This window comes from Candidatus Campylobacter infans (assembly GCF_013416015.1).
In the GTDB taxonomy this organism is placed as follows: domain Bacteria; phylum Campylobacterota; class Campylobacteria; order Campylobacterales; family Campylobacteraceae; genus Campylobacter; species Campylobacter infans.
The window spans coordinates 952,873-978,548 of the sequence record NZ_CP049075.1; the positions used below are offsets into that span (position 1 = coordinate 952,873).

A 25,676-nucleotide genomic window follows, 5' to 3' on the forward strand; every position below is an offset into this window, starting at 1 on the left:
TCACTTATTAATTCTACTGCGCAAAAAGCTAAAAGCTGGCATATTTTGTGGTAGTAAAATGGCGTTGGTATTGCCGCTGTGGATTTCATTAAATTCTTTACCATTTACGCTAAGCAGTTTAAAAAAGCGCAAATAAAACCTACCATCGCGCTCAAAAATTTCACCTATTTCATCTTTAAAGGGCTTTAATTTAGCGCTTAGGGGAGCTAAAATTTCATAATCTTTATTTAAATAAATTTGCCCCTTGGCCAAAAAACTCTTAGCATCTTGGCTAAAACACTCCACTTGCGCCAAGCCTTCTGAAATATTTGTGTCAAGGTTTTGCATATCTGTTTTTTCATAAGGGCGCGAAATCAAATACCCATCGCTAAAACCGCGATTTTTTAGCGTATTTAGCTCATCAGCATAAAGCTCTGGTCTAAAATTCCCACTCATCGCATCATCAATAGCCATTCTATAAGCCCTAGTAGCGCAAGCTACATAATATTCGCTTTTTGTGCGTCCTTCGATTTTCAAGCTGTCGATGGCGTTGCTTTTTAAAATTTGCTCTATATGCGCGCTTAAATTTAAATCCTTTGAATTAAAAATATGCGTGCCTTGCTCATTTTGCTCGATCTTAAAAAGCACTCCGCTATTTTCATTATGAGCATAAAGATTATAAGCAAACCTGCAATCATTTGCGCACGCGCCACGATTTGAGCTACGGCCATTTTGCACAGCTGAGATTAAACAACGCCCAGAATAAGCAAAACACATAGAACCATGGCAAAATATCTCTATTTCAAGCTCTGGTAGCTTTTCTTTAATCAAAACCACATCTTTTAAGCTAAGCTCTCTTGCCATCACAATACGGCGCGCGCCCATATCCATATAGACCTTAGCATCTAAATAATTCATTACATTTGCTTGGGTTGAGAGGTGAATTTGTATATTTGGGGCTAATTCTTTTGCAAGGCTCATAATCCCAGCCGATGCGATAATAAAAGCATCAACGCCCATTTCTGCCATAGCTTTTATGTGGCGTTTTAATGGCTCTATTTGTCCATTAAAGGCAAAGGCATTTAAAGTGGCATAAAATTTAGCACCCTTAGAATGCGTATAGCGCACGCCCTCGCTAAAACTCTCCAAATCAAACTCTTTGCCACTTCTAGCCCTTAAAGAAAAGCTCCCCACACTCGCATACACCGCATCAGCGCCGTATTCAAGTGCTATTTTAAGCTTAGTTAGATTGCCCGCTGGTGATAATAGCTCTGGTTTTTTCATTACTATTATTTTTTAGCAAAAGAATTGATTAAGGCTTCTATATCTTCATCGCTCATTAAATTATCGGTTTTATCGCCATCTAAATACACCGCGCTTGGTGGGCGTTTTTTATCATCTACATCGCTTTCAAATAAACTATTCATATATTTAATAAGCGCACGCATTACATTAATTACGCGTTCTATTTTTTGGCGATGGATATCTTGGTATTGCATCACATCCATTACAGACATACAATCATCTTGGCCATTTTGAAGCTTTTTAATTATTTCATCTACTTTATTTACTGCGTTTTGATTTTCGTCTTTTAGAGTAACAAAGGTAGAAATATGAGGAAATTTATCCATTAGTTTGCTAAAAATATCTAAATTTTTATTTAGCAATTCTTTTACCTCATTGGCTTGTGCCTCGCTATCTGTTAAAATTGCATTTAAAGCATCAATCATATCAAGCACTTGGGTGGCTTTTTCTTCGCTATCTTTTGTAACATCATCTAATTGTTGAACCATTTTATGATCGGCTGTTGGTGGTGGAGGCGGCCAATTAGCATCTGAGTTTATTTTAAAATCACTTGAAATTTCATTGCTAGGGCTTTTGCTTGTATCATCTGCGCTGGTATCAGCTTGGCTATCTTCATCGCTAGCATCATAACCCATCAAAGCATCTAGTTCTTTTTGTGTCATTGCCTATCCTTAATCAAAAATCCCGCAATTATAACGCAAAAAAATAAAATTGCCCTAAAATCTATCAAAAAAGCCTTGAATAATCTCTGTGTTTTTTGTCTGGCTAAGAGCGCACATAAGCAAAATTCTAGCCTTTGAAGCAGCCAAATCATTTGCGCGAATAAAGCCAAATTTTTCATCATCTATTTCGCCATCTTTGCTAATATCTACTGCGTTTGTCCTGCTGGTTCTAACTTTTAAAATTTTTAGCTTGCTAAGTGTGTTTAGCGCATTTTTGGGCAAATTCGCATTTCCCATAGCACATAAAATCACAGCATCGCTTTGGCTAAAATCATAAAGTTTTTCATTAAAATCAGCACAAATATATATCACATCAACTTTGGCTAAATTATTTATTTTTGCAATATCAAAAGGCGTATTTAAGGTGTGATCTTTGCTACTTTGAAAATAAAAAATCGCCTTATTATCTACAACCATACCTATTTGACCACTAAATGCCCCAAGGCTGCGAGAATGGGTTTTGTATAATTGCCTTGCACTATAAATTTTATTATCAAACACAGCCAAAACGCCCAAATTTTTAGCATTTTGGCTACTAGCTACTATAAGCGCGCCATAGATATTAGCCACGCCATCAAACACCAAAGAATCCTTAGTGTGCATAGAGCCTGTTAAAACAATATTTGCGCTAGTTTTTAGCACTAAATTTAAAAAATACGCGCTTTCTTCGATACTATCTGTGCCGTGAATAATCACCACGCCATCATTTTGCTTACTTGCTTGCTGGACTTGTTTTGCAAGTTTTAGCAAATGCTGATTATTCATATCTTGCGAGCCGATGTTAAGGATATTTTTTATTTTTATATTTATATTTAAAATTTTAGAAGCCAACTTTTTTAAGGCGGGCGAAAAAACCTCGTCAAAACTTAATTTTGCACTCTCATATGTGCTATTTGGCCCTGCTGTTTTATGGCCTGTGATCGTCCCGCCTGTGGTTAAAATAATAATATTTTTAGGCATTAATTTGCATCGCTAATGCTAAATGCTGCGCCATTTAATTGCGCATTTTGCTTGCTTTGTCTGGTTTTTAGGTTTCGTTTGCTACTGCTTTCATCGCTTGCTTGTAAATTTTGATTTTGCTCATTTGGTTCGCAAATTTTAAAACCTTTTTTGCGGATTGTTTTAACCTCTTCTTCATTTTGCTTGCTTTTATTTAGCATTTCTATTTGTATGTTTTGTGAGGCTAAATTATTTTGAGAGCTTGCTTTTTGTTCGTTTGCGTCATCATTTAAAATATCACTATTTAAACTTGTGGTATTATTTGAAATTTCATTTAAATTACTTTTTGGAGCCAAAAAACCCTCATCATTTACGCTAGCATTTGAGCTAAATTCCAAATTAGCGATATTTTTATCTTCATTTTGCGGATTTATTTCTACAATCTCGCATTCATCGCCATAATCTATTTTATCTTTTAAACTCTTATCCTTACTAGCTCTTGCGCCCAAATATCTTAAATCCTCAATGCGTTTTATCACATTGCCCTTGCCTGTGCTTAGCTTGTTTTTAGCGTTTTCGTAAGTTTTGCTTAGGGTTGAGATATTGCGCTCGATGGTATCAAAATCTAAAACAAAACCATAAAATTTATCATACAAATTACCAGCTAGCTCTAAAATTTGGCGTGAGTTTTCATCCATTTTTAGATTTTGCCAGCACAAATAAACAGTGCGTAAAGCCATTAGCATAGTCAAAGGCGTGGTTAAAAATATACCTTTTTCATAGGCGTATTGATATAAATTAGAATTACTTTGCATAGCTAATTGCAAGATATTTTCATTTGGAATAAACATAAAAACATAATCATATACATCTTTGCTGTATTTTTGATAATCTTTTGGGGCTAAAATATCTATGTGGTTTTTAAGGTCTTTTGCTAGTTCTTTGATGGCTGTAATTTTTGCGTCATTATCGCTAGCGTTTATATAATCTAAATAATGCACCAGCGAGCATTTAGCATCAATTACAGCCTTTTTATTAACGCCAAAATCCACAACCACATCTAAAAAGCGCTTTTTGCCATCATCATCTACATAATAAACTTGCTTTTGATAATTTTGCCCTTCTTTTAAACCGCTGTTTTCAAGCACCAATTCAAGCTGAGTTTCGCCCCAAGTCCCAACGATTTTTTTATTACCGCGCAAAGCACTTGCTAGCTGGGCTGTTTTTTTGCCTATTTCATCTGTGGCCTTAGAAAGTGCTTGAAAATTTGCATCAAAAATAGCATTTAAGCGCACATTTTCTTTACTATATTTATCCATAGCCTCGCGCAAAGGTTTTATTTCTTTTTCTAAAACCTCGCTTACTATATTGCTTGAATGCTGGCTAATTTCTTTGGCATTTAGGTTCAAAAGCTCAGCACTTACTTTTTGTAAATTAGCTTCATAAAATTTGCTCAAATTTACATTTAAATCGCTTAAATCCTTTTCATAGCGCGCTTTTTGTTCATTTAGCATTTCATCTTTATGCTTGATATTAGCTTCTAGGGTCATATTTTGCATACTTAGCTCATTGCCAAATTTTTCTAAAATTTTATATTTTTTATCTAGGTTAAAATACTGACCTAAAAGCACGCCAAGTGCTATAATCGCAATAGCTGCCACACATAAAGTAATAAATAAAACCAAATCCATCTTTACCCCCAAATTTTAGTTTATTTCAAGCCACAAAAGCTTAAACCTTAATATCGCTTTCATCTTTTACACAATTTCTGCCACCGTGCTTAGCAGCATAAAGCATTGAATCAGCAAAATCCAAGCACGCTTGCGCGCTAGCACAATGCTCTCTTACGCCTATGCCACAGCTCATAGTAATGCTAAACTTGCTCCCCTTATAAATAAACTCAAAATTTCTAACCGCGTTTATTATGCGCTGGGCGTATTCTCTTGCTTTTTTTAACTCACAAAGAGGCAAAATCACCACAAATTCTTCTCCACCAAAACGCGCACAAATATCTATCCCACGCGAGCTTTTAGCAATTATCTGCCCGATTTTAGATAGTATTACATCGCCAGCACTATGCCCATAAGTATCATTTATATTTTTAAAATGATCCACATCAAAAAAGCACAAACAATAAGGCAAATGCTTATTTTTATATTCATCTTCTATGCGCTCTAATTCGCTCTCAAAAGCGCGCTTTGTATAAAGTCCGGTTAAAAAATCATTTGTAGCTTGTGCGGCTGTTTTTTCAAGCTGAATTTGTAGCTCTTTAATCTGCTCTTTTAGCGATTGAATGGTATTTTTAGAGCTATTCAAGCGAGATAAAAAATCCTCTAAACTAGTGTTTATCCTAAAAGCCATATCTTCAAGCTTGGTTTTGATGTTTTTGTATTCATCTTTTGTGTCTAGCTTTTTTAAATCCTGTCTAATTGTGGTTAAGCTAGTGTCGTTTTGGCCACCAAATTTTTTAATATAAGCATCTATTTGATTTTGTGTATCATCTAAAATTTTATCTAAAATTTCAATCTTGCTTTTAAAGGCTTGCTTATCCACGCTTATGCGTTTGGAGATAAATTTTTTAATATCGCCTTGAAAATTATTATTTTCTATAAGTTCAGGCGCATTAGAAATACTTTTGCTAAGCTCGGCTAGCTCATCATTTAGCTCGGTTGTAATGCTAGGGGAAAGTGAAGTGATTAAAATTTTAGCAATCAAGCCATAATCTTTGCTTACAGCATAATCTAAATCGGCATTTAAAATATTATGAATTATATCGCGCAAATCGTCATTTGTGCTTACTCCGTATTTTTCTAGTGGCTTTAAATAACTATCATCGTGAGTATTTAAAAAATCAAACCATTTATCTTTTATTAAGTTTATATTTGTTTCATTTAATTTACCATCAAGATTTTGTAAGGTTGTGCTTGCTAGCGCGCTTGCTTTTTTGTTGTGGAGTAATTTTATGCTAGTTAAAATGCGTTTTGTTAGCATCCAAAGTGGGCTAAGTAGCTTTGAGCCACTATCATTTTTGCTTCTATTTAAGCGCGAACTAAGGTAAAAAAACAGCTCACCTTCATTGCGAACGGGCATTTTTTTCAATTCATTTTGATAGCTTACATCAAGTTTAGAAATATATTCATTTAATTTATTACACTCAGGCGAACTAAGACCGCGTTTTTTAGACATTTCACAAAAAAGTTGCTGATAATTTTGCGGTGTGAGCGTAATACCACGCAGAGTGCTTTCTTTTATTGTATCTTTAATTACTTCGCTTACTATGCTTGCCATTTTTAGCCTTAATTTTGCGATTTTAAGCCGTGTATTGCTAGCTTTGCGACTAATTCATCAAAGCAATCCTCACTAGCTTTTGTTATGGCGCGGTAACGCTCTTCATTACTAATTACAGAATCTGTAAATTCCGTGCCTTCGACCTTGCGCGTGATATAAAAATCATATTCGCCATCGCTCGTTAATACATCAACCAAGCCATTTTTAAAACGCAACTCATAAGCCAAAACAACGCTAGTTTTATAGCCATTTGCATAGCCATAAGCATCAAAAGCAAGTGGCATAAAGGTTATGCTTTTAATGCTTGCAATTATTGTTGTGTCGGCGTTTTCTTTGCTAGTTAAATCGCGCCCTAAGCGTTTTATGATTACATTACGAATGCCATCTTTTACAGCCACTGAGTTTTGTGGGTCGCTCTTAGAAACCAAAACTTCGACAAATACATTATCCCCTAGCGTGTTTTGGCTTATTTTACTTACAGGTTGATAGCCGCAAGCACTAAAAAATAAAATAAAAATAAATAAAAAATATTTTTTCATCAAAAACCTACAAAAGAGCAAATTTTAAATAATTAAAATTTATTTTACAACGATATTTACGAGCTTTTTTGGCACTACTATTTCTTTTATTATTTGCTTGCCATCTAGCCATTTAAAAACAGCTTGCTTGGCTGAATGCAAAATATCGCTATCGCTTGCATCGCTTGGCACGCTAATTTCAGCTCTTAGCTTGCCGTTTATGGTTACAGCCAAATTAATACTATCACTTAAAAAAACCTCGTTTAAAATTTTAACATTAGCTATGTTTTTGAGATTTTCACGCTCAAATAAAATTTGGCTAAGCTCAGCACAAACATGCGGAATTATCGGCTCTAAAAGTGCTAAAATTATATAATATCCCTCGCTCCAAATATCGCTATTATTTTGAGCATTTAAGGCATTGCAAGCCTCCATACAAGCAGCTATTAGGGTATTAAACGCAAAGGTATTTTCATAAACTTCGCTTGCTTTATTTAAGGCTTCATAAATTTTTAAGCGCGCATATTTTTCATTTTGATTTAAAATTTCATGCTTAATCACAGGCAAGCTCTTAGAAATTTTAACATTTTTAGCACGCTCATAAAGACGATTTATAAATTTAAACGCGCCCTCAACCGCGCTATCATTCCATTCAAGCTCTTTTTGTGGCGGAGCAGCAAAAAGTATAAAAAGCCTAGCAGTATCAGCGCCATATTTAGCAATTATTTCATCAGGATCTACTGTGTTGCCCTTGCTTTTACTCATTTTAGCACCATCTTTTAGCACCATACCTTGCGTTAATAAAGCATTAAAAGGCTCGCTATCTCTTAAATATCCCAAATCCCTAAGTGCTTTTTGAAAAAATCTAGCATATAAAAGGTGTAAAATAGCATGCTCAATCCCGCCGATGTATTGATCTACATTCATCCAGTAATTTACGCTTTTTTCATCAAAAGCACATTTATCCCAGGTGCGTTCATCACTAGCAAAGCGCGCAAAATACCACGAACTCTCAAAAAAAGTATCCATAGTATCGCTTTCTCTAATTGCGTCTTTACCGCATTTTGGGCATTTGCAAAATTTCCAGCTTGGGTGAGTATCAAGAGGATTGCCCTTGCCAGTAATTACCACATCATCAGGTAAAGTAATAGGCAAATTTTCAAGCTTTTCGCACACCAGCCCACAATCATCACAATGAACCATAGGCACAGGCGCGCCCCAGTAGCGTTGCCTAGAAATGCCCCAATCGCGCAATTTATAATTTAGCACGCGCTTACCAATGCCTTGATTTTCAAACTCGCTTATGATTTTTTGGCTTGCTTGTTTATAATCTAGCCCGTTTAAAAAGCTAGAATTTATATAAGTTGCGTCTTTTTGCGTATATGGCAAGGATTTATCATCAAAAATATTTATAATAGGCAAAGCAAACTTACTAGCAAACTCAAAATCCCTTTCATCGCCAGCAGGCACGCTCATCACAGCTCCGCCACCGTATTCATTTAACACAAAATTAGCACACCACACAGGGATTTTTTCCCCGCTAAATGGATGAAACACAAAAATGCCTAAATCCACGCCATCTTTATCGGCTTGTTGGCGTTCTTTTGGGCTTTGATTTAAAATTTGCTTTAAATGATTTTGTTTTTGCTCATCTAGCAAGTTGTGATTAAGCAAATATTTTACTACCTCATGCTCTGGCGCAAGAGCAGCATAGCTCATACCAAAAACAGTATCAGGGCGCGTTGTAAATACGCTAAATCCATCTTTGCCGCCTAATTTAGCCTTGCTTTGCTCATCAAACTTAAAGCCAAACTCCACGCCAAAACTTTGCCCTATCCAGTTTTCTTGCATAGTTAAAACTTGATTTGGCCATTTTTGTTTAAGCTCATCTAAGCAAGCTAGCAATTCACCAGCGTATTGCGTGATTTTTAGATAATATCCTGGCATTTGTTTTTGTATTACTTCATTGCCGCAGCGCCAGCATTTACCATCTTCTACTTGCTCATTTGCTAGCACGGTGCCATCATGCTCGCACCAATTTATTATGGCTGATTTTTGATAAACCAAACCCTTTTCATACATTTTTATGAAAAACTCTTGCTCCCAGCGAGTGTAAATTTCATCGCTAGTTGCTAGCATTCTACGCTTTGAAAAGCTAAACCCTAAGCTATCTAGCTCTTTACTCATATAAGCTATATTTTCATAAGTCCATTTTTTAGGATGAATGCCGTGCTTAATGGCGGCATTTTCAGCCGGCATACCAAAACTATCAAAGCCAATTGGTTGAAGCACATTATACCCACGCAAGCGGTAATAGCGTGAAAGTGCATCACCTATGCTGTAATTTCGCACATGCCCCATATGCAAACGCCCGCTAGGATACGGAAACATACTTAAAATATATTTTTTCTTTTTGCTATAATCATCGCTTGGCTCGGCATAGCCTTCACTTAGCCAAATTTCTTGCCATTTTTTTTCTATTTCTTGTGGATTGTATGCGTGCATTTTTGACCTTTTTGTGTGTTTTAAGGATTTAATAAAATTTTAATATTCATCTCTTGTGCGGTCTGCTTCTACTAAAATCAAGCTCATAGAAAACACATTAGCAACCGCTGCGCCAATAGCCAATGCATAAACAATAGTAGCGCTCCCGCCCGTTACATGCATTACAAAAGCTGGTATTAAATGCAAATCAGCCACCAAAGAACTAGCAAAAAGCTCAGCTGAGAGCATATTTCTAACGCCAATTTTTAATAAAGTAGAAATCAAACTAACACTAGCTGCTACAAAAAGCGTGATTTCATTTTTATCATATAAAAACCCAGCCACCGTAGTTAAGCTCATTAGCGCAAAAAAAGTATAAATAACCCTGCTCCAATTCATCTTTTATCCTTGATTTATATTATTTTAAAATTTGTATTTTTGCAAATAGCGTCAATTTTCATGGCATTTTCATTCTTAGGCGTTAAAATTTTATAATTTAATTAATTAAAATTTTAATTATACTTTAAAGCCCTACCCATGCAGCAAAGCCTAGCCAAAATACCAAAAAATCGCGCTTTTTAGATTAAAATTTCATTTAATTTTATAAAATTTTAATCTAAGCTCACGGCTTTTATGCGCTTACACACTGCCTTTTTCATATAATGCACGCAATTTTTCTTTTTCAGCTTTTTTGCGCTGTTTGTCTGCTAAATGCGCTCTGTATCTGCTAATATCAAAACCAAACCACACAAGGCTAGGCGCTGCTATAAATATAGAACTAGCCGTGCCTACTACAATGCCCACTATCATAATAATAGAAAAGCCATGAATCATATCTCCGCCAAAGAAAAACAAAGTAAGCACCGCTAAAAGCGTAGATACAGAGGTCATAAAGGTGCGCGAAAGTGTGGCTGAAATGCTCTCATCGATATTTTTATTTAAATCATTAGATTTTGAGTCTGTTACACCTTCTCTAATGCGGTCAAATACTATTATAGTATCATTTAGCGAATATCCTAAAATCGTAAGCAAGGCCGCAAGAGTATCAAGATTTACATCAAGGCGCAAAAATGAAATAACCCCAAGTGCTATTATAATATCGTGCGCTTGTGAAATAATAGCTGCTATGCCAAAACGCCACTCAAAACGAAAAGCCACATATATTAAAATTAGCACAATAGAAACACTTAATGCCATTATGCCCTTTTGTCTTAGCTCAGCGCCTACTTTTGGCCCTACTACATCCACACGGCGCACCTCTAATGAGCCTGTATTTTTTAATAAATTGCCCACAAACAAAGCCGGATCAGAACTTACATCATCACTAGTATTTGTGTAGCGAATCACCACCTCATCTTTACCGCCAAACTCCGTAACAGAAGCACCTTTTGTTATTTCATTAGCATTTAATGCTTCTCTAATTTGCTCAATAGGCGCATTGGCATTTGTGTATTTTACTTGCACCAAAGTCCCGCCAGCAAAGTCTATGCCGTAATTTAGCCCCCTAGTAGCAAGGCAAAAAATGCTAGCTAAAACAAGCAAGGCTGAGAGTGTAAAATACACCATTTTATAACGCATAAAAGCATAAATGCGCGATGAATCAAATACTTGCATTGTTGCATCCTTTTGCTTTTATTTTATAGCCAAACCATAATTTTGTATTGCCTGATTTTTGAATTTTATCGCCTATTAAATCAAAAATGCCATGCGTGCCTAAAATAGCTGTAATCATAGAAGCAATTATGCCTATGCTAATAGTTACTGCAAAACCCTTGATAGGCCCGGTGCCATAAGCATATAAGGCAACTGAGGTTATAAGAGTGGTTAAATTAGAATCCACAATCGCGCTCATTGCATTTTCATAGCCTTTTTGTATGCTAGTTTTTATGCTAAGCCCACTTCGCAAAAGCTCTCTAATGCGCTCATTTATAATCACATTTGCATCCACAGCCATACCCACAGTTAGCAAAATACCAGCCATACCAGGCAGGGTTAAAGTAGCACCAAATAACGCCATAATCGCTATTAGCATTAAAATATTTACCACAAGGGCGATATTTGCTATCACGCCGGCTAATCCATAAACTACAACCATAAAAGCTATAACCAAAATCGCACCGCTAATCAAAGCTAGCATACTTTGTTCTATGCTTTGCTGTCCTAAACTTGGCCCAACAGAGCGTTTTTCTAGCATTTTTACAGGGGCTAATAACGCACCAGAACGCAACGCAATCGCTACATCATGGGCTTCTTCAACGCTAAATCCACCGCTGATTTGCCCGCTACCACCACCTATGCGCTCATTTATCACAGGGGCTGAATACACCTTTTTATCAAGCACGATAGCCAAACGCTTGCCCACATTTGCGCCCGTAAAATCCCCAAAAATACGCGCGCCCTCAGCATTTAAACTAAAATTTATAATAGGCTGGTTGTTTTGTGGATCAAAAGCCACGCGCGCATCAGTTAGCATAGAGCCATCAAGCACGGCTAATTCTTTTATAAGGTATTTTATTTGCGGATCTTTGGCATCTTGGTAAATCACATCGCCGTATTGGCTAGCTTCTTTTGGGCTTAGCGTGCTTGCCATACTTTGACGCTCTTCATCTAATGCCATTAATTGCAAGTGTGCTGCTTTTTCTATCAAATCAAGCGCCCTGCGTTCATCATCGGCACTTTTAATGCCTGGCAATTCTACTAAAATATTTTCACTGCCTTGCTTAGCCACTGTTGGCTCAGCCAAGCCAAATAAATCCAAGCGATTTCGGATAACCTCCACAGCCTGCTCTAAGGCGTAATTAGCCGTGCTTATTTTTTCTTCATCGCTTAGCCAAAGCTCGTAATTTAGGGCTTTTTTTTCTATTTTTAAGCCAGTTATTTGCCTTAGCATTTCATCTATTTTAGGCTCATCATCGCTATCTAGTAAGCTAAAACGCACATAACCATCATTTACTTTTAATCCGTCAATCAAAATATCATTTTTGTTAGAAAAATAGCGAATGCTTGAAGCTATGGATTTTATCTTGCTCTCAATTGCAACATCAGTTTCTACGCCCAAAAGCATATGCAAACCACCTTGCAAATCAAGCCCTAGCGTAATTTTAGGGCCATTTTGCATATTAAAAAACGAGGGCGCGCTAAGCCCAAAGCCAAAAAGTGCCGCGACAATCAGCACCACTAGCTTATAGCCGATTTTACCTTTTATCATTTAAGTTTGCTTTCAGCTTCTTTGCTCTGGGTATTTAACGGCTCGTATTTTTTAGCCACAAAAGCTCTATCTAAGCGCACAACCACTTCATCATTAAGCTTAACTTTGATAAAATCCTCTTCTGGTTTTAGCACCTCGCAGATTATCCCGCCATTTGTGATGATTTTATCGCCTTTTTCTAAGGCATCTACCATAGCTTTGTGCTTTTTTTGTTGCACTTGCTGAGGTCTAATAACCAAAAACCAAAATATCGCAAAAAGCACGATCAGAGGTAAAAATGAGCTTAAAAAATCCCCTTGCATTTGTGTCCTTTAAAAAAAATTTAAGGGCGCATTTTAGCTTAGAATTTATAAAAATAGGCTTTATAAATGCGCTTTTGATGAGTGCTTTTATATTTTTTGCTTTATTTGAAGCTGATTTTGGGCGTTTTTATGATTTTGTAGCTAGTTTTGCTTGCGCTTTATTTATAATAGGATTTGTTTGTATGATAACGCGCAATCCAAATGCTAGCACTTGGTTTTGGGGCGGATTTTTTATAGGCATTTTTTGGTTTTACTGGATTGCTTATAGCTTAATTTATTTTGAACTTGCTTGGCTGATACCATTTGAAATCATTGCCATAGCGTGCTTATATGGGATTATTTTTGCATTTTGTTTTTTGATTTTTAAAATTTTTTATATAATTAGTATTAAAATTTTAAAATTAAAATTTCAAAAGCTCTTAAAAATAATATTTTTAAGCGTGGCTTTATTTTGTGCGCAATTTATCCACCCTTTTGGCTTTAACTGGCTAAATTTTAGCCTGCCTTTTTTAAACACGCCCCTTCAAAGCATTCTAATAGGCAAGCCAAGCACGAAAATAACGCCATTTAAAGTATATTTAAACCCACCGCAATTTAGCCAAAAAGAAAAATGGAGCAAAAGCGCAAGAGCCAGCATAATAAAAGCCAATCTAAACGCCATAGATCAAGCAATATCCCAAAACGCAAGATTGGTGATTTTGCCTGAAACCACCTTTGCTTTTTCGCTCTCATCTAATTCCACTTTGCATAAAATTTTACTCGAAAAATCCCAAAAAATAGCGATTTTAGCGGGCGCGATAGGTTTTGATAAAAACTTAAATTATAATTCGGCATTTTTTTATGATAAAGGCGCGTTTAAGCGCATTGATAAATATATTTTAGTGCCTTTTGGCGAGCAAATTCCTTTGCCAAATTTTATGCGAGATTTTATAAATGCTAAATTTTTTGCTGGCGCTAGCGATTTTGCTAGTGCTAAAATGCCAGAAAACATTCAAATAGACGGCGTTAGTATGCGTGTGGCGATTTGTTATGAGGGCACAAGGCCAGAATTTTATGAAAGCAAGCCAGAAATTCTAGCTCTAATTAGCAATAACGCGTGGTTTAAGCCATCAACGCAAGCAGTTTTACAAAAATTATTATTAAGGTATTATGCGCGCAAAAACTCCACCCTAATCTACCACAGCGCAAATGGCTCACAAAGCCAGATATTACGCTAAAATCGGCATTAAAATTTTAAGCTTGTTTGAAATTTTAAACCTAAAATTTCAAAGCTTAGCTTTTTTTACACCTAAATTTTAAACCTAAAATTTCAAAGCTTAGCTTTTTTGCTAAGGCGCAAATAATCTTATTTAGCCCTTTTTAGCTGTGCTAGCTCGTTTTTGAGATTTTCATATGTTAGGTTTGTTACTTCTTTAATAAAGCGCCCTTTTTCATCAAGCAAATAAATAAAAGGCGAATGCGCCACGATGTATTCATTATTTGCCTTGCTTATTTCATATTTTGCGCCATAATTTTTTACCATTTTTTTTAGCTTATTTTCATCATTTACGCGAATACAAAGCGCATTTTGATAAAAATATTTGGCAAATTCATCACAACTTTTTATATCATCGCGCTCCAAATCAACGGTAAAAAATAAAATTTTAACATCTTTTACATCAAGTTCTTCTAGCGCGCTTGATACCATCGCAAGCGTTGTAGGACAAACATCAGGGCAAAACATATACCCAAAATAAACCACCTTAAAAAAGCCATCAAAATCTTGCATGCTCACATTTTTATCCACGCTTTGACCCTTAAAATCATACCTAGCTACTTTCATCTCGTAACCAACAGCCAAAAACATCGCTAACGCCACTATAAGCACAGCTCCAAAAAGCACGATTTTTTTCATTTTTTGCCCTTAAATTTTAAAATTTTAAGAATTATACTTTAAAAAAATAGCCCAGATTGTAGCAAAATTACGCAGTTTTTTAAAAAATTTTAATGCAATTTGTAGTAATTTTTCGCTAAACTTCGCAAATTTTTCAAAAGGGGCTACAATGGCTAAAAAATACATCGATGTGATGGATACGACATTTAGAGATGGCTTTCAATCCGTCTTTGGTGCTAGGGTTTTATTAAAGGATTTTTTACCAGCAGTACAAGCTGCGCGAGATGCGGGTATAACGCATTTTGAGTTTGGCGGAGGGGCGAGATTTCAAAGCCTTTATTTCTACCTTAACGAGGATGCCTTTGCTATGATGGATGCTTTTAGAGAAGCAGCTGGCAAAGATGCACGCTTACAGACCTTAGCACGCGGTGTAAATACAGTTACCCTAGATACTGGTAGCCGCGAAATAATCGACTTGCACGCAAAAATGTTTGCCAAGCATAACACAGATATTATTAGAAATTTTGACGCGCTAAATGATGTTAAAAATTTAGAATACAGCGGTGAGCGCATTAAAGCTCACGGATTAAGCCATGAGGTGGTAGTTACGATGATGGATTTACCGCCAAATTGCACAGGCGCGCACGATGCAGCATTTTATGAAAAAATCCTTCGCCAAATTTTAAATGCTGGCATCGCCTTTGATAGCGTGTGCTTTAAAGATGCTAGTGGCACAAGTAGCCCGCAAAAAATCTATGACACCATAAAAATGGCGCGTAAAAATCTGCCCCAAAACACGCACATTCGCCTGCATACGCACGAAACGGCTGGCGTGAGCGTGGCTTGCTATTTAGCAGCCCTTGAAGCAGGGGCTGATGGCATAGACTTAGCCGCAAGCCCCGTAAGTGGTGGCACGAGCCAGCCTGACATACTCACAATGCTCCACGCCGTAAAGGGCAAAAACTATGATTTAGGCGGGCTTGATGAGGAAAAAATTCTTGTCTATGAAGAGGTGCTTAAAGACTGCTTGAAAGACTATTTCTTGCCCCCAGAAGCCACTATGGTAAGCCCGCTCATACCTTTTTCGCCGATGCCAGGCGGCGCACTCACCGCAAACACCCAAATGATGAGAGATAATAACATTTTAGACAAATTTCCAGAAGTTATCAAAGCTATGCGCGAGGTTGTAGAAAAAGGCGGCTTTGGCACGAGCGTAACGCCTGTAAGTCAATTTTACTTCCAACAAGCCTTTAACAATGTAATGTTTGGCAAGTGGAAAAAAATCGCCGATGGCTATGGCAGAATGGTTTTGGGCTACTTTGGCACCACACCAGTTAAGCCAGATGAGCAAATCATCAAAATAGCAAGCGAGCAACTAAACCTAGCCCCAACAACTCGCCCAGCCATCGACCTAGCAGACGAAGACCCAGCAAAATCACTCTCAACCATCAAAAAACAATTACAAGAAAATGGCCTAGAAACTAGCGATGAAAATTTATTTATAGTAGCAGCTTGTGCTCAAAAAGGACTAGATTTCTTAAAAGGCAACGCCAAAGTAATGGTGCGCAAAAACGCAAGCGCAAACGATGGTAAATACATCATAAATGTAAATGGCAACAAATACCATGTAGCCCTTGATGGCGATGAAATCAGCGTAAATGGTAGTAAATATAATGTAAATATCAGCATAGACGATAGCACGCCAGCTAGCAAAAAACCAAGTAGCACAAAAACCAGCCAAAACGCCAATGAAAACGAGATTTGCGCCTCTATGAGCGGCAGCGTCTTTAAAGTGCTAGTAGCACCAGGCGATAAAGTAATAACCGGCCAGCAATTAATCGTGTTAGAAGCGATGAAAATGGAAATTGCCATAGAAAGCCCAAAAGATGGCCAAGTAGAAGAAGTGCTAATCAATAAAGGCGCAAATGTCAGCACAGGCGATGTTTTGGTAAGATTAAAATAATTAAATTTTAATACCTTAAATTTTAAAATTTACTTAATTTAAAGTGGATTTTCTCTAATCCACTTTTACATTTTGCTTTTTAAAGAGATTAAAATAACTTCAATAAATTAGCGCAAAGCAAGTTATTATCTAGCTCACTTTAACGCGTAAATTTTAAAATTTTCTTTTTAATCCACGCGCAAAAAACCCAAAATTTTAAAATTTTCTTTTAATCCACACGCCAAATTCTTAGCCAAAATGAAATTTTAAAATGTTAAATTCGTTCAAAACACCACAAACCCACGCCACTCAAATTTTTATCCGCCAAAACACCAAAATTTTAAAATTTCATTCATAAATTCACCAAATTTTAAACCCGCACCCCGCTTTGATAAAACCCACGCTAAATTCTCAACCAAAATCCAAAAAAAAAAAAAACAAATTTTCAAATTTCATTCAACAAATCTGCCAAATTTTAAACCCGCGCCACGCATATTTTTATCCACCAAAACCAAATCTTAAAATTTAATTTTTAAACCACGCACTAAAAACCCAAATTAGCCCCGCCTTTATAAAACCCGCGTGCGCGCACACAGCTAGCCAAACCGCCCGCCACGCCATTAAAATTTCGCGCCAAATTCTTAGCCAAAATGAAATTTTAAAATTTTAATTTTGTTAAAACTCACACAAACTAACACCCAAATTTTAAACCCACGACAAATTCTCAGCCACACAGTCGCAACACCCAAACCACCCAGAACGCGCGCGCCAAATTCTTAGCCAAAATAAAATTTTAAAATTTTATTTCATTCAAAACATCACAAACCCGCGCACCTGCAAATTCCTAGCCAAAATAAAATTTTAAAATTTCATTCATAAATCCGCCAAATTTTAACCACGCGCCACGCAAATTGTTATCCGCCAAACGCCCAAATTTTAAAATTCAATTTTTAACCCACGCGCCAAATTCTCAACCACACACAAATTTTAAAATTACTTTTTAATCCGCCCGCAACGCGTGCGCCCCGCTATTCTATTCTCAATGCGTGCCAAAAAAATATAATCCACAATTCGCAATCCACAAACTCCGCGAACACACAAACACGCGCCCAAACCACCCACCCGCGCGCGCCTTACTCCGCTAGCCATTTGCGCCACGCTAAATAGCAAAACCGCACGCTCTTTATTCTCACCGCACAATCACAAACTAAACCCAAAACCAACCCAACCTACGCCAAATTTTAAAGAATTTAGAGAATTTAGAGAATTTAGAAAGCACACTTCACCAAAAAATTTTTAAAGAATTGATAGAATTTAAAAAATGTAAAATCACAAAATTTTAAAGACTTTATAAAATTTAGAGAATTTATAAAGCAAAAAAGTATTGAAATTTATAATACATTTACCAAATTTTAAAGAAATTTATTAAAATTTTTTAAAAAATTGAAATTTTTTTTTAAAAAAACTTTATGTAATTTAAGCTTAGTTTAACCCCCCTATAATTCTTGCGCTTGCTTGAAGCAGGCACTAAGCAGACGGTGGCTTACTCCAAAAATCTCAATCATAGGGCTAGCGTTTGCTTAGGATTTCAACACAAGGAGTTTTCGATGAGAAAAGGTTTTACGATGATTGAGTTAATATTTGTTATCGTAATTTTAGGTGTTTTGGCGTCAGTGGCGATTCCAAGACTAGCAGCTACAAGAGATGATGCAGAGGTGGCAAAGGCGGCGACAAACTTAACCACGGCGGTGAGTGATATTACGGCGTATTATACGGCGAAGGGTAAGTTTTCAAGCAATGCTAAAAGTAATTTTGATAAAATTACTAACGCACTTACAAAAAATGGCGAGCTTCACATGAAAGGCACAAAATGTGCAAAAATAGAGCTACCTACTACCACCCAAAACCCCGCTCCAAATGCAAGCGATAAAGTAGAAATTACCTTAAAATTTGAAGGCACCGACCAAGCCTGCAAGACATTAAAAGGTCTTTCAGGCATTAAACAAATGTGCGGTAAAGGAACAAACGAAAGCATTAATGGCGATTGCAAAATCCAAATCGGTGGCTCAGGTGGCATAACTTGGTAATAAAATTTTAACAAACTTTTGGTTTAATTAAATTTTAATTCACCCCTTGAAATTCTAAAAATTTCAAGGGGTTTTTATTCTTATTCTTTAAATTCTAATTTTCAAAATCTTTAAATTTTAAAATTTCAAAAATATTTTTCAAAATCTGCGCGGAATTTAAAATAAAAAAAGCAAAACTCACAAAAAACGCGTGGCATGCGTGGCGTAAAAAAGCACGGCTAAGAGTGTGGCAAGGGATTTAGCGCGTGGCGTTTAAGTGGCTTGGCGCGTGGGCGTGCGAACAAAAAAACGCGTGGCTGGCGCATTTGGCTTGGCGGTTTAGCGTGGAGCGTAAAAGCGTGTGGCTAAGAGTGTGTCGAGCGGGCGCAAAAAAAGTGGTGTGTGTGGCGTAAAATATGGCGTGGCAGATTAGTGCGCAAAACGGGAGCAAAAACAGGCGCGCGAATGGCGCAAACAAAAAAACACTCGATAAAGCATTAAATCAAAAGCGCAAAATCATAAATTTAAAATTTAAAATAAATACGAAAATTTCAACATTTAAAAAATCCGTGCAGAATTTAAAATAGTAAAAATAATTAAAATTTTAAAAAATAACCGCACAAAAAAAATAATCAAAATTTTAAAATTTTAAAATCCGCATATAATTTAAGATAGTAAAAAAATAATTAAAATTTTTAAAAAAATCCGTGCGAAGTTTAAAATAAAAAAACACAATTTTAAAATAAACACGAAAATTTTAAAATCAAAAATGCTGATTGTAAAAATTAATTTTAAAACATCCGTGCAGAATTTAAAATAAAAAAAAGCAAATTTTAAAAATAAAACCGCGCATAAAACACTACAAAAAAAATTAATAAAATTTTTCAAAATCCGTGCGGAGTTTAAAATAAAAAACTAACAAAACAAAATTTTAAAATTTGCCTTATTTTTGCTTAGCGATTAAAAGTCCGCTAATTATGATTATAACGATGCCAAGCATTACAAAAGCATTTGGCAAACTATCGCCTAGCAACACGCCAAAAAGTACGCCAAATGCGATATCAAAATAGCTTATGGCTGCTGGAATGCCAGCTTTTTTGCTAGCAGAGTAAGCCTTTGTCATATAAATTTGATAATAATACCCACAAAGTCCCACCACAGCGACTAAAACCCAGCCAAAAGCGTTAGGATTTTTATAAGAAAAATCGCCAAATTGCATCAAGCCAAAGCTCCCAGCCACGAGCAAAGCCCCCATCACCGCCACGCCACAAAACATAAAAGAAAGCACAATTTGCGCAGTAGAATAAAATTTGCGTAGCTCATGAACGCTAGTCATCGCCATACCGGCAAAAATCCCGCCAAAAAGCCCTATAATGTGATTTATATCAAGCCCATTTATGCTAGGCCGCATAATAAATAAAATGCCCGCAAATCCTAAAAATATCGCAATCCAGCTTAATTGGCTTAATTTTTCTTTAAGCAAAATTGCTGAAAAAATACAAATGAAAATCGGTGCTGTTTTTTGAAAGGTAAAAGCCGTGCCAAGGTCGATATTTGCGATATTATAAAAAAAGCAAAGCAAGCCAAGCGCCCCACTAATGCCCCTAAAAACCAGCAAGCCAAAATGCCCGCCTGCGCCAAAATGATGTAATTTTTTAAAGGCAAAAAGCACTATTATTAGCCCGATTAAATTACGAAAAAACACGATCTCAACGCTATTTATTTGCTCGCTTAAAATCTTTGAAGCAGCACCAACTAAGGCAAAATAAAAGCAAGCAATAAGCATATAATAAATACTAAGATGGCGCATTAAAAATGGTGAAAACATAAAAAATGCCTTTAAAATTTTGAAAGAATAATTTTATTAAACTAGAATATAGCGCGCTTTAAGGCTGATTGAAAGCCTTAAAAATTAATAGCGCGTTTAAAATTTATAAACTTAAAGATTATTTAAGCCCATGTTTTTGCATAAGCTTATCATAACTGCCATCACTTTTCATTTTTTCAAGCTCGGCGTTAATTTTAGCAATTAGCTCGGTGTGCTTGTTGTTTTCAAAGCCAATTGACATACCCTCGCTACCATCTGGTTCTTCAAAAAACTGCACCAAATCAGCATTTTTTTTCAAATACTCCATACCAACTAATTTATCAACCAGCACGACATCGATCTTGCCAGATTTTAGTGCCATTATACAAGTAGCGATTGTTTCATTTACATTAGTTTTAACGCCCGCAAGCTTTGTAGAGGCTAGTTCTTGGACGGTGCCGATTTGAACGCAAACTTTTTTATTTTTTAAATCGTTTTTATTATTTATTTGCGTGTTCGTAGCTTTTTTGATGTATAAATTTTGTGTTATAAAATAAGGATTTGTAAAATCTACTGCTTTTTTGCGCTGAGTAGTTGCGCTCATAGCTGAGATAATGGCGTTGATTTTGCCGGTGCTAAGTGCTGGTATAAGCGCGTCAAAGCCCATATTCGCAAGCTTAACTTCAAAGCCTAATCTCTTGCCTAATTCGTTAATTAAATCCACATCAAAACCTGCTATATTGTTATTTTGATCTATATATTCAAAAGGCGGATATTCAGCATTTAAACCAAATTTTAATTCCTTAGCATTTGCGCTAAACATTAAAGCAACAATGCCCAAACCTGCGAAAAATTTTTTCATTTTTACTCCTTAGTGATTTAGTATTTTATTTAAAAATTCCCTTAGTCTAGGGTGTGGCGGATTATCTCCAAATGCCGTATGCGGCGAGCAATCGCTAGCTATATATCCGCCGTCCATAAATATCAATCTATTTGATACATTTTTAGCAAAACCCATCTCATGCGTTACTACAAGCATACTCATACCTTCATTTGCCACATCTTTTATCAATGAAAGCACCTCGCCTATCATCTCAGGATCTAGCGCGCTTGTAGGCTCATCAAATAAAATCGCTTGCGGGTTCATCGCAAGCGCTCTTGCTATGGCTACTCTTTGCTTTTGCCCGCCTGAGAGCTTATGGGGATAAACACTAGCTTTATCTTTTAGGCCGACTTTTTTGAGTAGATTTAGGGCGTGTTCTTTGGCCTCGTCTTTACCCATTAGGCCTGTTTTTATGGGCGCAAGGGTTAAATTTTCAAGCACGGATTTATTTGCAAAAAGATTAAAATGCTGAAAAACCATAGAAATTTTTGCGCGAATTTTATTTATATCACAAGTTTTTGCCGTAATATCTACGCCATCAATATAAATATGCCCGCTACTAGCACTTTCAAGCGCATTTATACAACGCAAAAAAGTGCTTTTACCACTACCACTTGGGCCAATAATTGCTACAACTTCGCCCTTTTTAAACTCACAATTAATGCCCTTTAAAACTTCTAATTGTCCATAATTTTTGTGTAAATTTTCTATCTTAATCATTGCGGTTTAATCGCCTTTCAAGCAATTTTGCAAGGGTTGAAAAAATCTTAACACTAGCATAATACACAACCCCAGCAAACAAAATCGGCTCAGGGCTAAAAAGCGTAGCTTGTAAGCTTTTGCTTTGCATTGTTAAATCAAAAATGCCAATCAATCCAACCACTGATGTTTCTTTAAATAACGATATAAACTCATTTGCAAGGGCTGGCAAGATATTTTTAATGGCTTGGGGGAAAATGATTTCTTTCATACTAGTAGCATATCCTAAGCCCATCGCGCGCGCAGCCTCCATTTGCCCGCGATCTACGCTATTTACGCCACTACGGACTATTTCTGCTACATAAGCTGAGCTATTTAACCCAAGTGCTACTATCGCCGCCCATAAATTATCGCTCACACTTGCCATTATCACAAAAGCAAAAATCATAAGCTGTAAAAGCACGGGCGTGCCACGAATAATATCGATATATTCATCAATGATAAAATTTAAAGCTTTAATTTGTAAAAATTTTAAAAAGGCTAGCAAAAAGCCTAAAACTATGCCTATGCCGATACCACCAAGGGTTAGTTTAAGTGTCATTAAATAAGCATTAAAATATGCGCTTTTTTGCGCTAGAGTGATTTCATAAGGAAAGGTAAAATACGCGCCAAGTATGATTATTACAAGAGCAAATATCAATTTAGCATTAAAAATTTTTTTCAATTATTAGCCTTGTGAGATTTGGGGCGGTATTATACAAATAAGTAGCTAAATTTAATGTAAGATTTTTTAAAATTTTATAAATTTTAATATACTCTTAGCTACTTTGCGCGCACAATTTTTGCTATAATGGCAGATTTTTTAAGGCAAAAAATGCGTTTTTCATCTATTTTTTATTCTATAACTTTTATTTTTGGGCTTGCAAGCACGGCTATATTTTTAGCGTTTTTATGGCTTAAAGAATACGACCAGCAAAACTACACCAGAGAGCTAAACACAAAATATTCAGTAGTAACAAACGCAATGTTAATGAAATTAAATGGCTATATCACCACAAATGAATACGAAGAGCAAGTAGAAGGCATTGCGATGCCAGAAATTGATAATGAAATTTTAAAAGAGCAAATAAAAACCCAAGCCCAAATCATAGAAAAAATAGAGCGCGATATAGGCAGCGGCGCGATTTTATACTATAAAAAGCGTTATTATTTGCTTTTAACCACGCATACAGGCGAAGAGCATTTGCTTTTTGATGATACTTTTCAACCTTACAGATACGATATAATCACGCTTATATTTTCCTTAGTTTTTCTTATTCTTTTAATGACTTATATTTTTGTAATTCGCAAAATAAAACCACTTAGAAAGCTAAAACGCCAAATAAATAAATTTGCTAGCGGGGATTTAAACATAGCAAACACAAGCACAGGTAATGATGAAATAAGCGAGGTTGCCGATGCTTTCTATAAGGCTGTAAGGCAAATAAAGGTGCTAAATCATAGCAGAACGCTATTTTTGCGCAATATTATGCATGAGCTAAAAACGCCAATTACCAAAGGACGCATTACAGCTGAAATGATCCCACAAGATAAATACCAAGAGCGTTTGATTAAGGTATTTGAGCGTTTGGAGCAGTTGATAAATGAATTTGCTGCTATCGAACAAGCTAGCGCAGGCTTTGCAAATATCGATGCGAGCGTGATGGATTTGCGCTCTATTTTAGATGAAGCCAAGCAGCTAGCCATGTGTGATGATAGCTTAGTAATGCTGATTTGTGATGAAAATATAAGCATTAAGGCTGATTTTAGATTGCTTAGCGTGGCTTTTAAAAACATAATAGACAATGGCATAAAATATGCCACAGATCATAAAATCCAAATAATTGCCACGCAAAATAAAGTCAGCTTTTTAAGTCGCGCACAGCCTTTAAAGCACGAATTAAGCTACTACACACAGCCTTTCACTCAAGAAAATAAAAACCCTAAAAACACACAAAATTTTAATGACAGCTCAGCCAAACACGCAAGCCAAACACCATATAAAGATGGTTTTGGGCTTGGGCTTTATATTGTGGATAATATATTAAAAGCGCATAATTTTAGCTTGCATTATGAATATATCGATGGCAAAAATGTCTTTTATGTGCTTTTTGATAATAATCAGGTAAAATAGTATATTTTAAAAAATGTGAAATAATAATAAATTCTACTAAATTTTAAAAATTACCTTATATTTACTTGATATTATAAAATTTCTTACATAATTAGGCACTTTTTTAAGGAGAACTTATGAAAAAATTCTTACTCTGTGCTTTGCTAAGTTCTAGCTTGGCTTTGGCTGAAAACATCGTAGTTGGCGCAACGCCCGTCCCGCATGCTGAAATTTTAGAAGCAATAACGCCGGAGCTAAAAGCACAAGGCTATGATTTAGTGATTAAAGAATTTAATGATTATGTCTTGCCAAATAAGGCCTTAGATGAAAAAGATTTAGACGCAAATTTTATGCAACATGAGCCATATTTGCGCGAGTTTAACGCAAACAACGGCACAAAAATCAACGCAGTAGCAAGCGTGCATTTAGAGCCAATGGGCGCATATAGCACTAAAATAAAAAACATAAACGAACTAGCAAATGGCGCAAAAATCGCTATCCCAAATGATCCAACCAACGAAAGTCGCGCCCTTGATGTGCTTGCAAGCGCAGGGCTAATAAAACTTAATGAAAATGTAAAACTTCGCACGCCTATTGATATAATCGATAATCCTAAAAAGCTTGTTTTTGTCGAGCTTGAAGGCGCTACTTTACCGCGAGCATTAAGCGAAGTTGATTTGGCTGTAATTAACTCAAATTTCGCCCTAAATGCTAATTTAAACCCGCTAAATGACGCTCTAATCATAGAAAACGCACAAAACAATCCATACTCAAACATTCTAGCCGTTCGCGCAGGCGATGAAAATACCGCAAAAACCACAGCGCTTAAAAACGCCATAACCTCACAAAAAGCTAAGGATTTTATTAAGCAAAAATATCAAGGCGCAGTAATCCCAAGCTTTTAAAATTTACTTCTGCTATTAAATGCGCTAAGCTATCAAGCTAGCTAGTTTAATAGCACAACCCTTACTAAATTTTATGAAATTTTAAACGCAAATTTTGTAGTATTGCCCAAAAATTTTAGGCAAGCAAATGCAAGAAAAAAATTACAGACCAAATGTCGCTATCATCGTGCTTGCGCCTACATATCCTTTTGAGTGTAAATTATTAATTGCCCAAAGAAGCGATATAAAAGGCGCTTGGCAATTTCCCCAAGGTGGCATTGATGAAAATGAAAGTCCAGAAGATGCGATGTTTAGGGAGTTAAAAGAAGAAATCGGCACAAATGATGTAGAGATTATTTCACAATACCCACAATGGCTAAGCTATGATTTTCCAGTAAATTTAGCTAAAAAAATGAAATTTGACGGGCAAAACCAAAAATATTTTCTCGTGCGCTTAAAACCTGGCGCAACCATAAACATAAACACACCAAAACCAGAATTTGATGAATATTGCTTCGTTAGGGTTGATGAAATCGAAAAAATCGTAAATAGCTTTAAAAAAGGCGTGTATATGAAGGTTTTAAAGTATTTCAAAGATAAAGGTTATTTGTAATACCAAATATAA

At 36.0% G+C, this 25,676-nt stretch carries 22 protein-coding genes; 6 read left to right on the forward strand and 16 right to left on the reverse strand.

Translation table 11 applies throughout. From position 1 onward, the window contains the following. The 11 genes from CINF_RS04840 to yajC all read right to left on the reverse strand — a co-directional run bounded on the left by CINF_RS04840 (window position 1) and on the right by yajC (window position 12,745). Complete coding sequence (locus CINF_RS04840) at window positions 1-1,263, reverse strand: peptidase U32 family protein (RefSeq protein ID WP_179974687.1); 1,263 nt, start codon at window positions 1,261-1,263, stop codon at window positions 1-3. 5 nt (window positions 1,264-1,268) lie between these two features. After that, window positions 1,269-1,946 (reverse strand): chemotaxis protein, encoded by a 678-nt coding sequence (locus tag CINF_RS04845; RefSeq protein WP_178696130.1) that lies wholly within the window; start codon window positions 1,944-1,946, stop codon window positions 1,269-1,271. Window positions 1,947-2,000: 54 nt separating this feature from the next. After that, the gene (locus CINF_RS04850; RefSeq protein WP_179974688.1) at window positions 2,001-2,966 is read right to left on the reverse strand and encodes an asparaginase; all 966 of its coding nucleotides are present in this window, start codon (window positions 2,964-2,966) and stop codon (window positions 2,001-2,003) included. After that, window positions 2,966-4,636, reverse strand: a complete 1,671-nt coding sequence (locus CINF_RS04855; protein WP_179974689.1) for a DNA recombination protein RmuC — start codon at window positions 4,634-4,636, stop codon at window positions 2,966-2,968. Before CINF_RS04855 ends, CINF_RS04850 begins: the two co-directional genes overlap by 1 nt. Window positions 4,637-4,676: 40 nt before the next feature. Further along, window positions 4,677-6,233 carry a GGDEF domain-containing protein gene (locus tag CINF_RS04860; RefSeq protein ID WP_179974690.1) on the reverse strand — a complete coding sequence of 519 codons (1,557 nt, stop codon included), beginning with the start codon at window positions 6,231-6,233 and terminating at the stop codon, window positions 4,677-4,679. Between the two features lie 8 nt (window positions 6,234-6,241). Then, entirely contained in the window at window positions 6,242-6,772 is a 531-nt protein-coding gene (lptE, locus tag CINF_RS04865) for an LPS assembly lipoprotein LptE (RefSeq protein ID WP_179974691.1), read from the reverse strand. Between the two features lie 39 nt (window positions 6,773-6,811). After that, a complete protein-coding gene (gene leuS, locus CINF_RS04870) occupies window positions 6,812-9,256 on the reverse strand; it encodes a leucine--tRNA ligase (RefSeq protein ID WP_179974692.1) in 2,445 nt (814 codons plus the stop codon). 39 nt (window positions 9,257-9,295) lie between these two features. Continuing rightward, the gene (locus tag CINF_RS04875; protein ID WP_178696142.1) at window positions 9,296-9,634 is read right to left on the reverse strand and encodes a DUF6394 family protein; all 339 of its coding nucleotides are present in this window, start codon (window positions 9,632-9,634) and stop codon (window positions 9,296-9,298) included. 240 nt (window positions 9,635-9,874) lie between these two features. Next, a complete protein-coding gene (secF, locus tag CINF_RS04880) occupies window positions 9,875-10,849 on the reverse strand; it encodes a protein translocase subunit SecF (protein WP_179974693.1) in 975 nt (324 codons plus the stop codon). Then, entirely contained in the window at window positions 10,836-12,443 is a 1,608-nt protein-coding gene (gene secD, locus CINF_RS04885; RefSeq protein WP_179974694.1) for a protein translocase subunit SecD, read from the reverse strand. Before secD ends, secF begins: the two co-directional genes overlap by 14 nt. After that, on the reverse strand, window positions 12,440-12,745 hold the full coding sequence (gene yajC / locus CINF_RS04890; protein WP_178696148.1) for a preprotein translocase subunit YajC: 306 nt from the start codon (window positions 12,743-12,745) through the stop codon (window positions 12,440-12,442). The genes secD and yajC overlap by 4 nt, the downstream gene beginning before the upstream one ends. Between yajC and lnt the strand changes: the two genes are divergently transcribed. After that, on the forward strand, window positions 12,721-13,962 hold the full coding sequence (gene lnt, locus CINF_RS04895; RefSeq protein WP_476695827.1) for an apolipoprotein N-acyltransferase: 1,242 nt from the start codon (window positions 12,721-12,723) through the stop codon (window positions 13,960-13,962). The two genes, yajC and lnt, sit on opposite strands and share 25 nt — an antisense overlap. A 128-nt stretch (window positions 13,963-14,090) precedes the next feature. On the opposite strand, the gene CINF_RS04900 is transcribed toward lnt, so the two are convergent. Then, window positions 14,091-14,639, reverse strand: a complete 549-nt coding sequence (locus CINF_RS04900; RefSeq protein ID WP_179974696.1) for an SCO family protein — start codon at window positions 14,637-14,639, stop codon at window positions 14,091-14,093. 148 nt (window positions 14,640-14,787) lie between these two features. Between CINF_RS04900 and CINF_RS04905 the strand changes: the two genes are divergently transcribed. Next, window positions 14,788-16,581 carry a biotin attachment protein gene (locus CINF_RS04905; protein ID WP_179974697.1) on the forward strand — a complete coding sequence of 598 codons (1,794 nt, stop codon included), beginning with the start codon at window positions 14,788-14,790 and terminating at the stop codon, window positions 16,579-16,581. 1,586 nt (window positions 16,582-18,167) lie between these two features. Next, window positions 18,168-18,647, forward strand: a complete 480-nt coding sequence (locus tag CINF_RS04910) for a type II secretion system protein (protein WP_179974698.1) — start codon at window positions 18,168-18,170, stop codon at window positions 18,645-18,647. Window positions 18,648-19,569: 922 nt separating this feature from the next. Here the strand turns inward: CINF_RS04910 and CINF_RS04915 are convergent. From CINF_RS04915 to CINF_RS04930, 4 genes are all read right to left on the reverse strand, one after another. Beyond that, a complete protein-coding gene (locus CINF_RS04915) occupies window positions 19,570-20,454 on the reverse strand; it encodes a DMT family transporter (RefSeq protein WP_179974699.1) in 885 nt (294 codons plus the stop codon). 118 nt (window positions 20,455-20,572) lie between these two features. Further along, window positions 20,573-21,295: a transporter substrate-binding domain-containing protein gene (locus CINF_RS04920; protein WP_179974700.1), complete on the reverse strand. Its 723-nt coding sequence runs from the start codon at window positions 21,293-21,295 to the stop codon at window positions 20,573-20,575. Window positions 21,296-21,304: 9 nt separating this feature from the next. Next, a complete protein-coding gene (locus tag CINF_RS04925; protein WP_179974701.1) occupies window positions 21,305-22,036 on the reverse strand; it encodes an amino acid ABC transporter ATP-binding protein in 732 nt (243 codons plus the stop codon). Beyond that, the gene (locus CINF_RS04930; protein WP_179974702.1) at window positions 22,029-22,739 is read right to left on the reverse strand and encodes an amino acid ABC transporter permease; all 711 of its coding nucleotides are present in this window, start codon (window positions 22,737-22,739) and stop codon (window positions 22,029-22,031) included. Before CINF_RS04930 ends, CINF_RS04925 begins: the two co-directional genes overlap by 8 nt. A 150-nt stretch (window positions 22,740-22,889) precedes the next feature. Here CINF_RS04930 and CINF_RS04935 point away from each other — a divergent pair, with 150 nt between their 5' ends. The 3 genes from CINF_RS04935 to CINF_RS04945 all read left to right on the forward strand — a co-directional run bounded on the left by CINF_RS04935 (window position 22,890) and on the right by CINF_RS04945 (window position 25,664). Next, window positions 22,890-24,188 carry an ArsS family sensor histidine kinase gene (locus CINF_RS04935; RefSeq protein WP_179974703.1) on the forward strand — a complete coding sequence of 433 codons (1,299 nt, stop codon included), beginning with the start codon at window positions 22,890-22,892 and terminating at the stop codon, window positions 24,186-24,188. A 116-nt stretch (window positions 24,189-24,304) separates the two neighbouring features. Next, window positions 24,305-25,072, forward strand: a complete 768-nt coding sequence (locus tag CINF_RS04940) for a MetQ/NlpA family ABC transporter substrate-binding protein (protein WP_178695308.1) — start codon at window positions 24,305-24,307, stop codon at window positions 25,070-25,072. Window positions 25,073-25,199: 127 nt separating this feature from the next. Then, window positions 25,200-25,664, forward strand: coding sequence for an RNA pyrophosphohydrolase (locus CINF_RS04945; RefSeq protein ID WP_179974704.1), 465 nt, complete (start codon window positions 25,200-25,202; stop codon window positions 25,662-25,664). The last annotated feature ends 12 nt before the right edge of the window (window positions 25,665-25,676 follow it).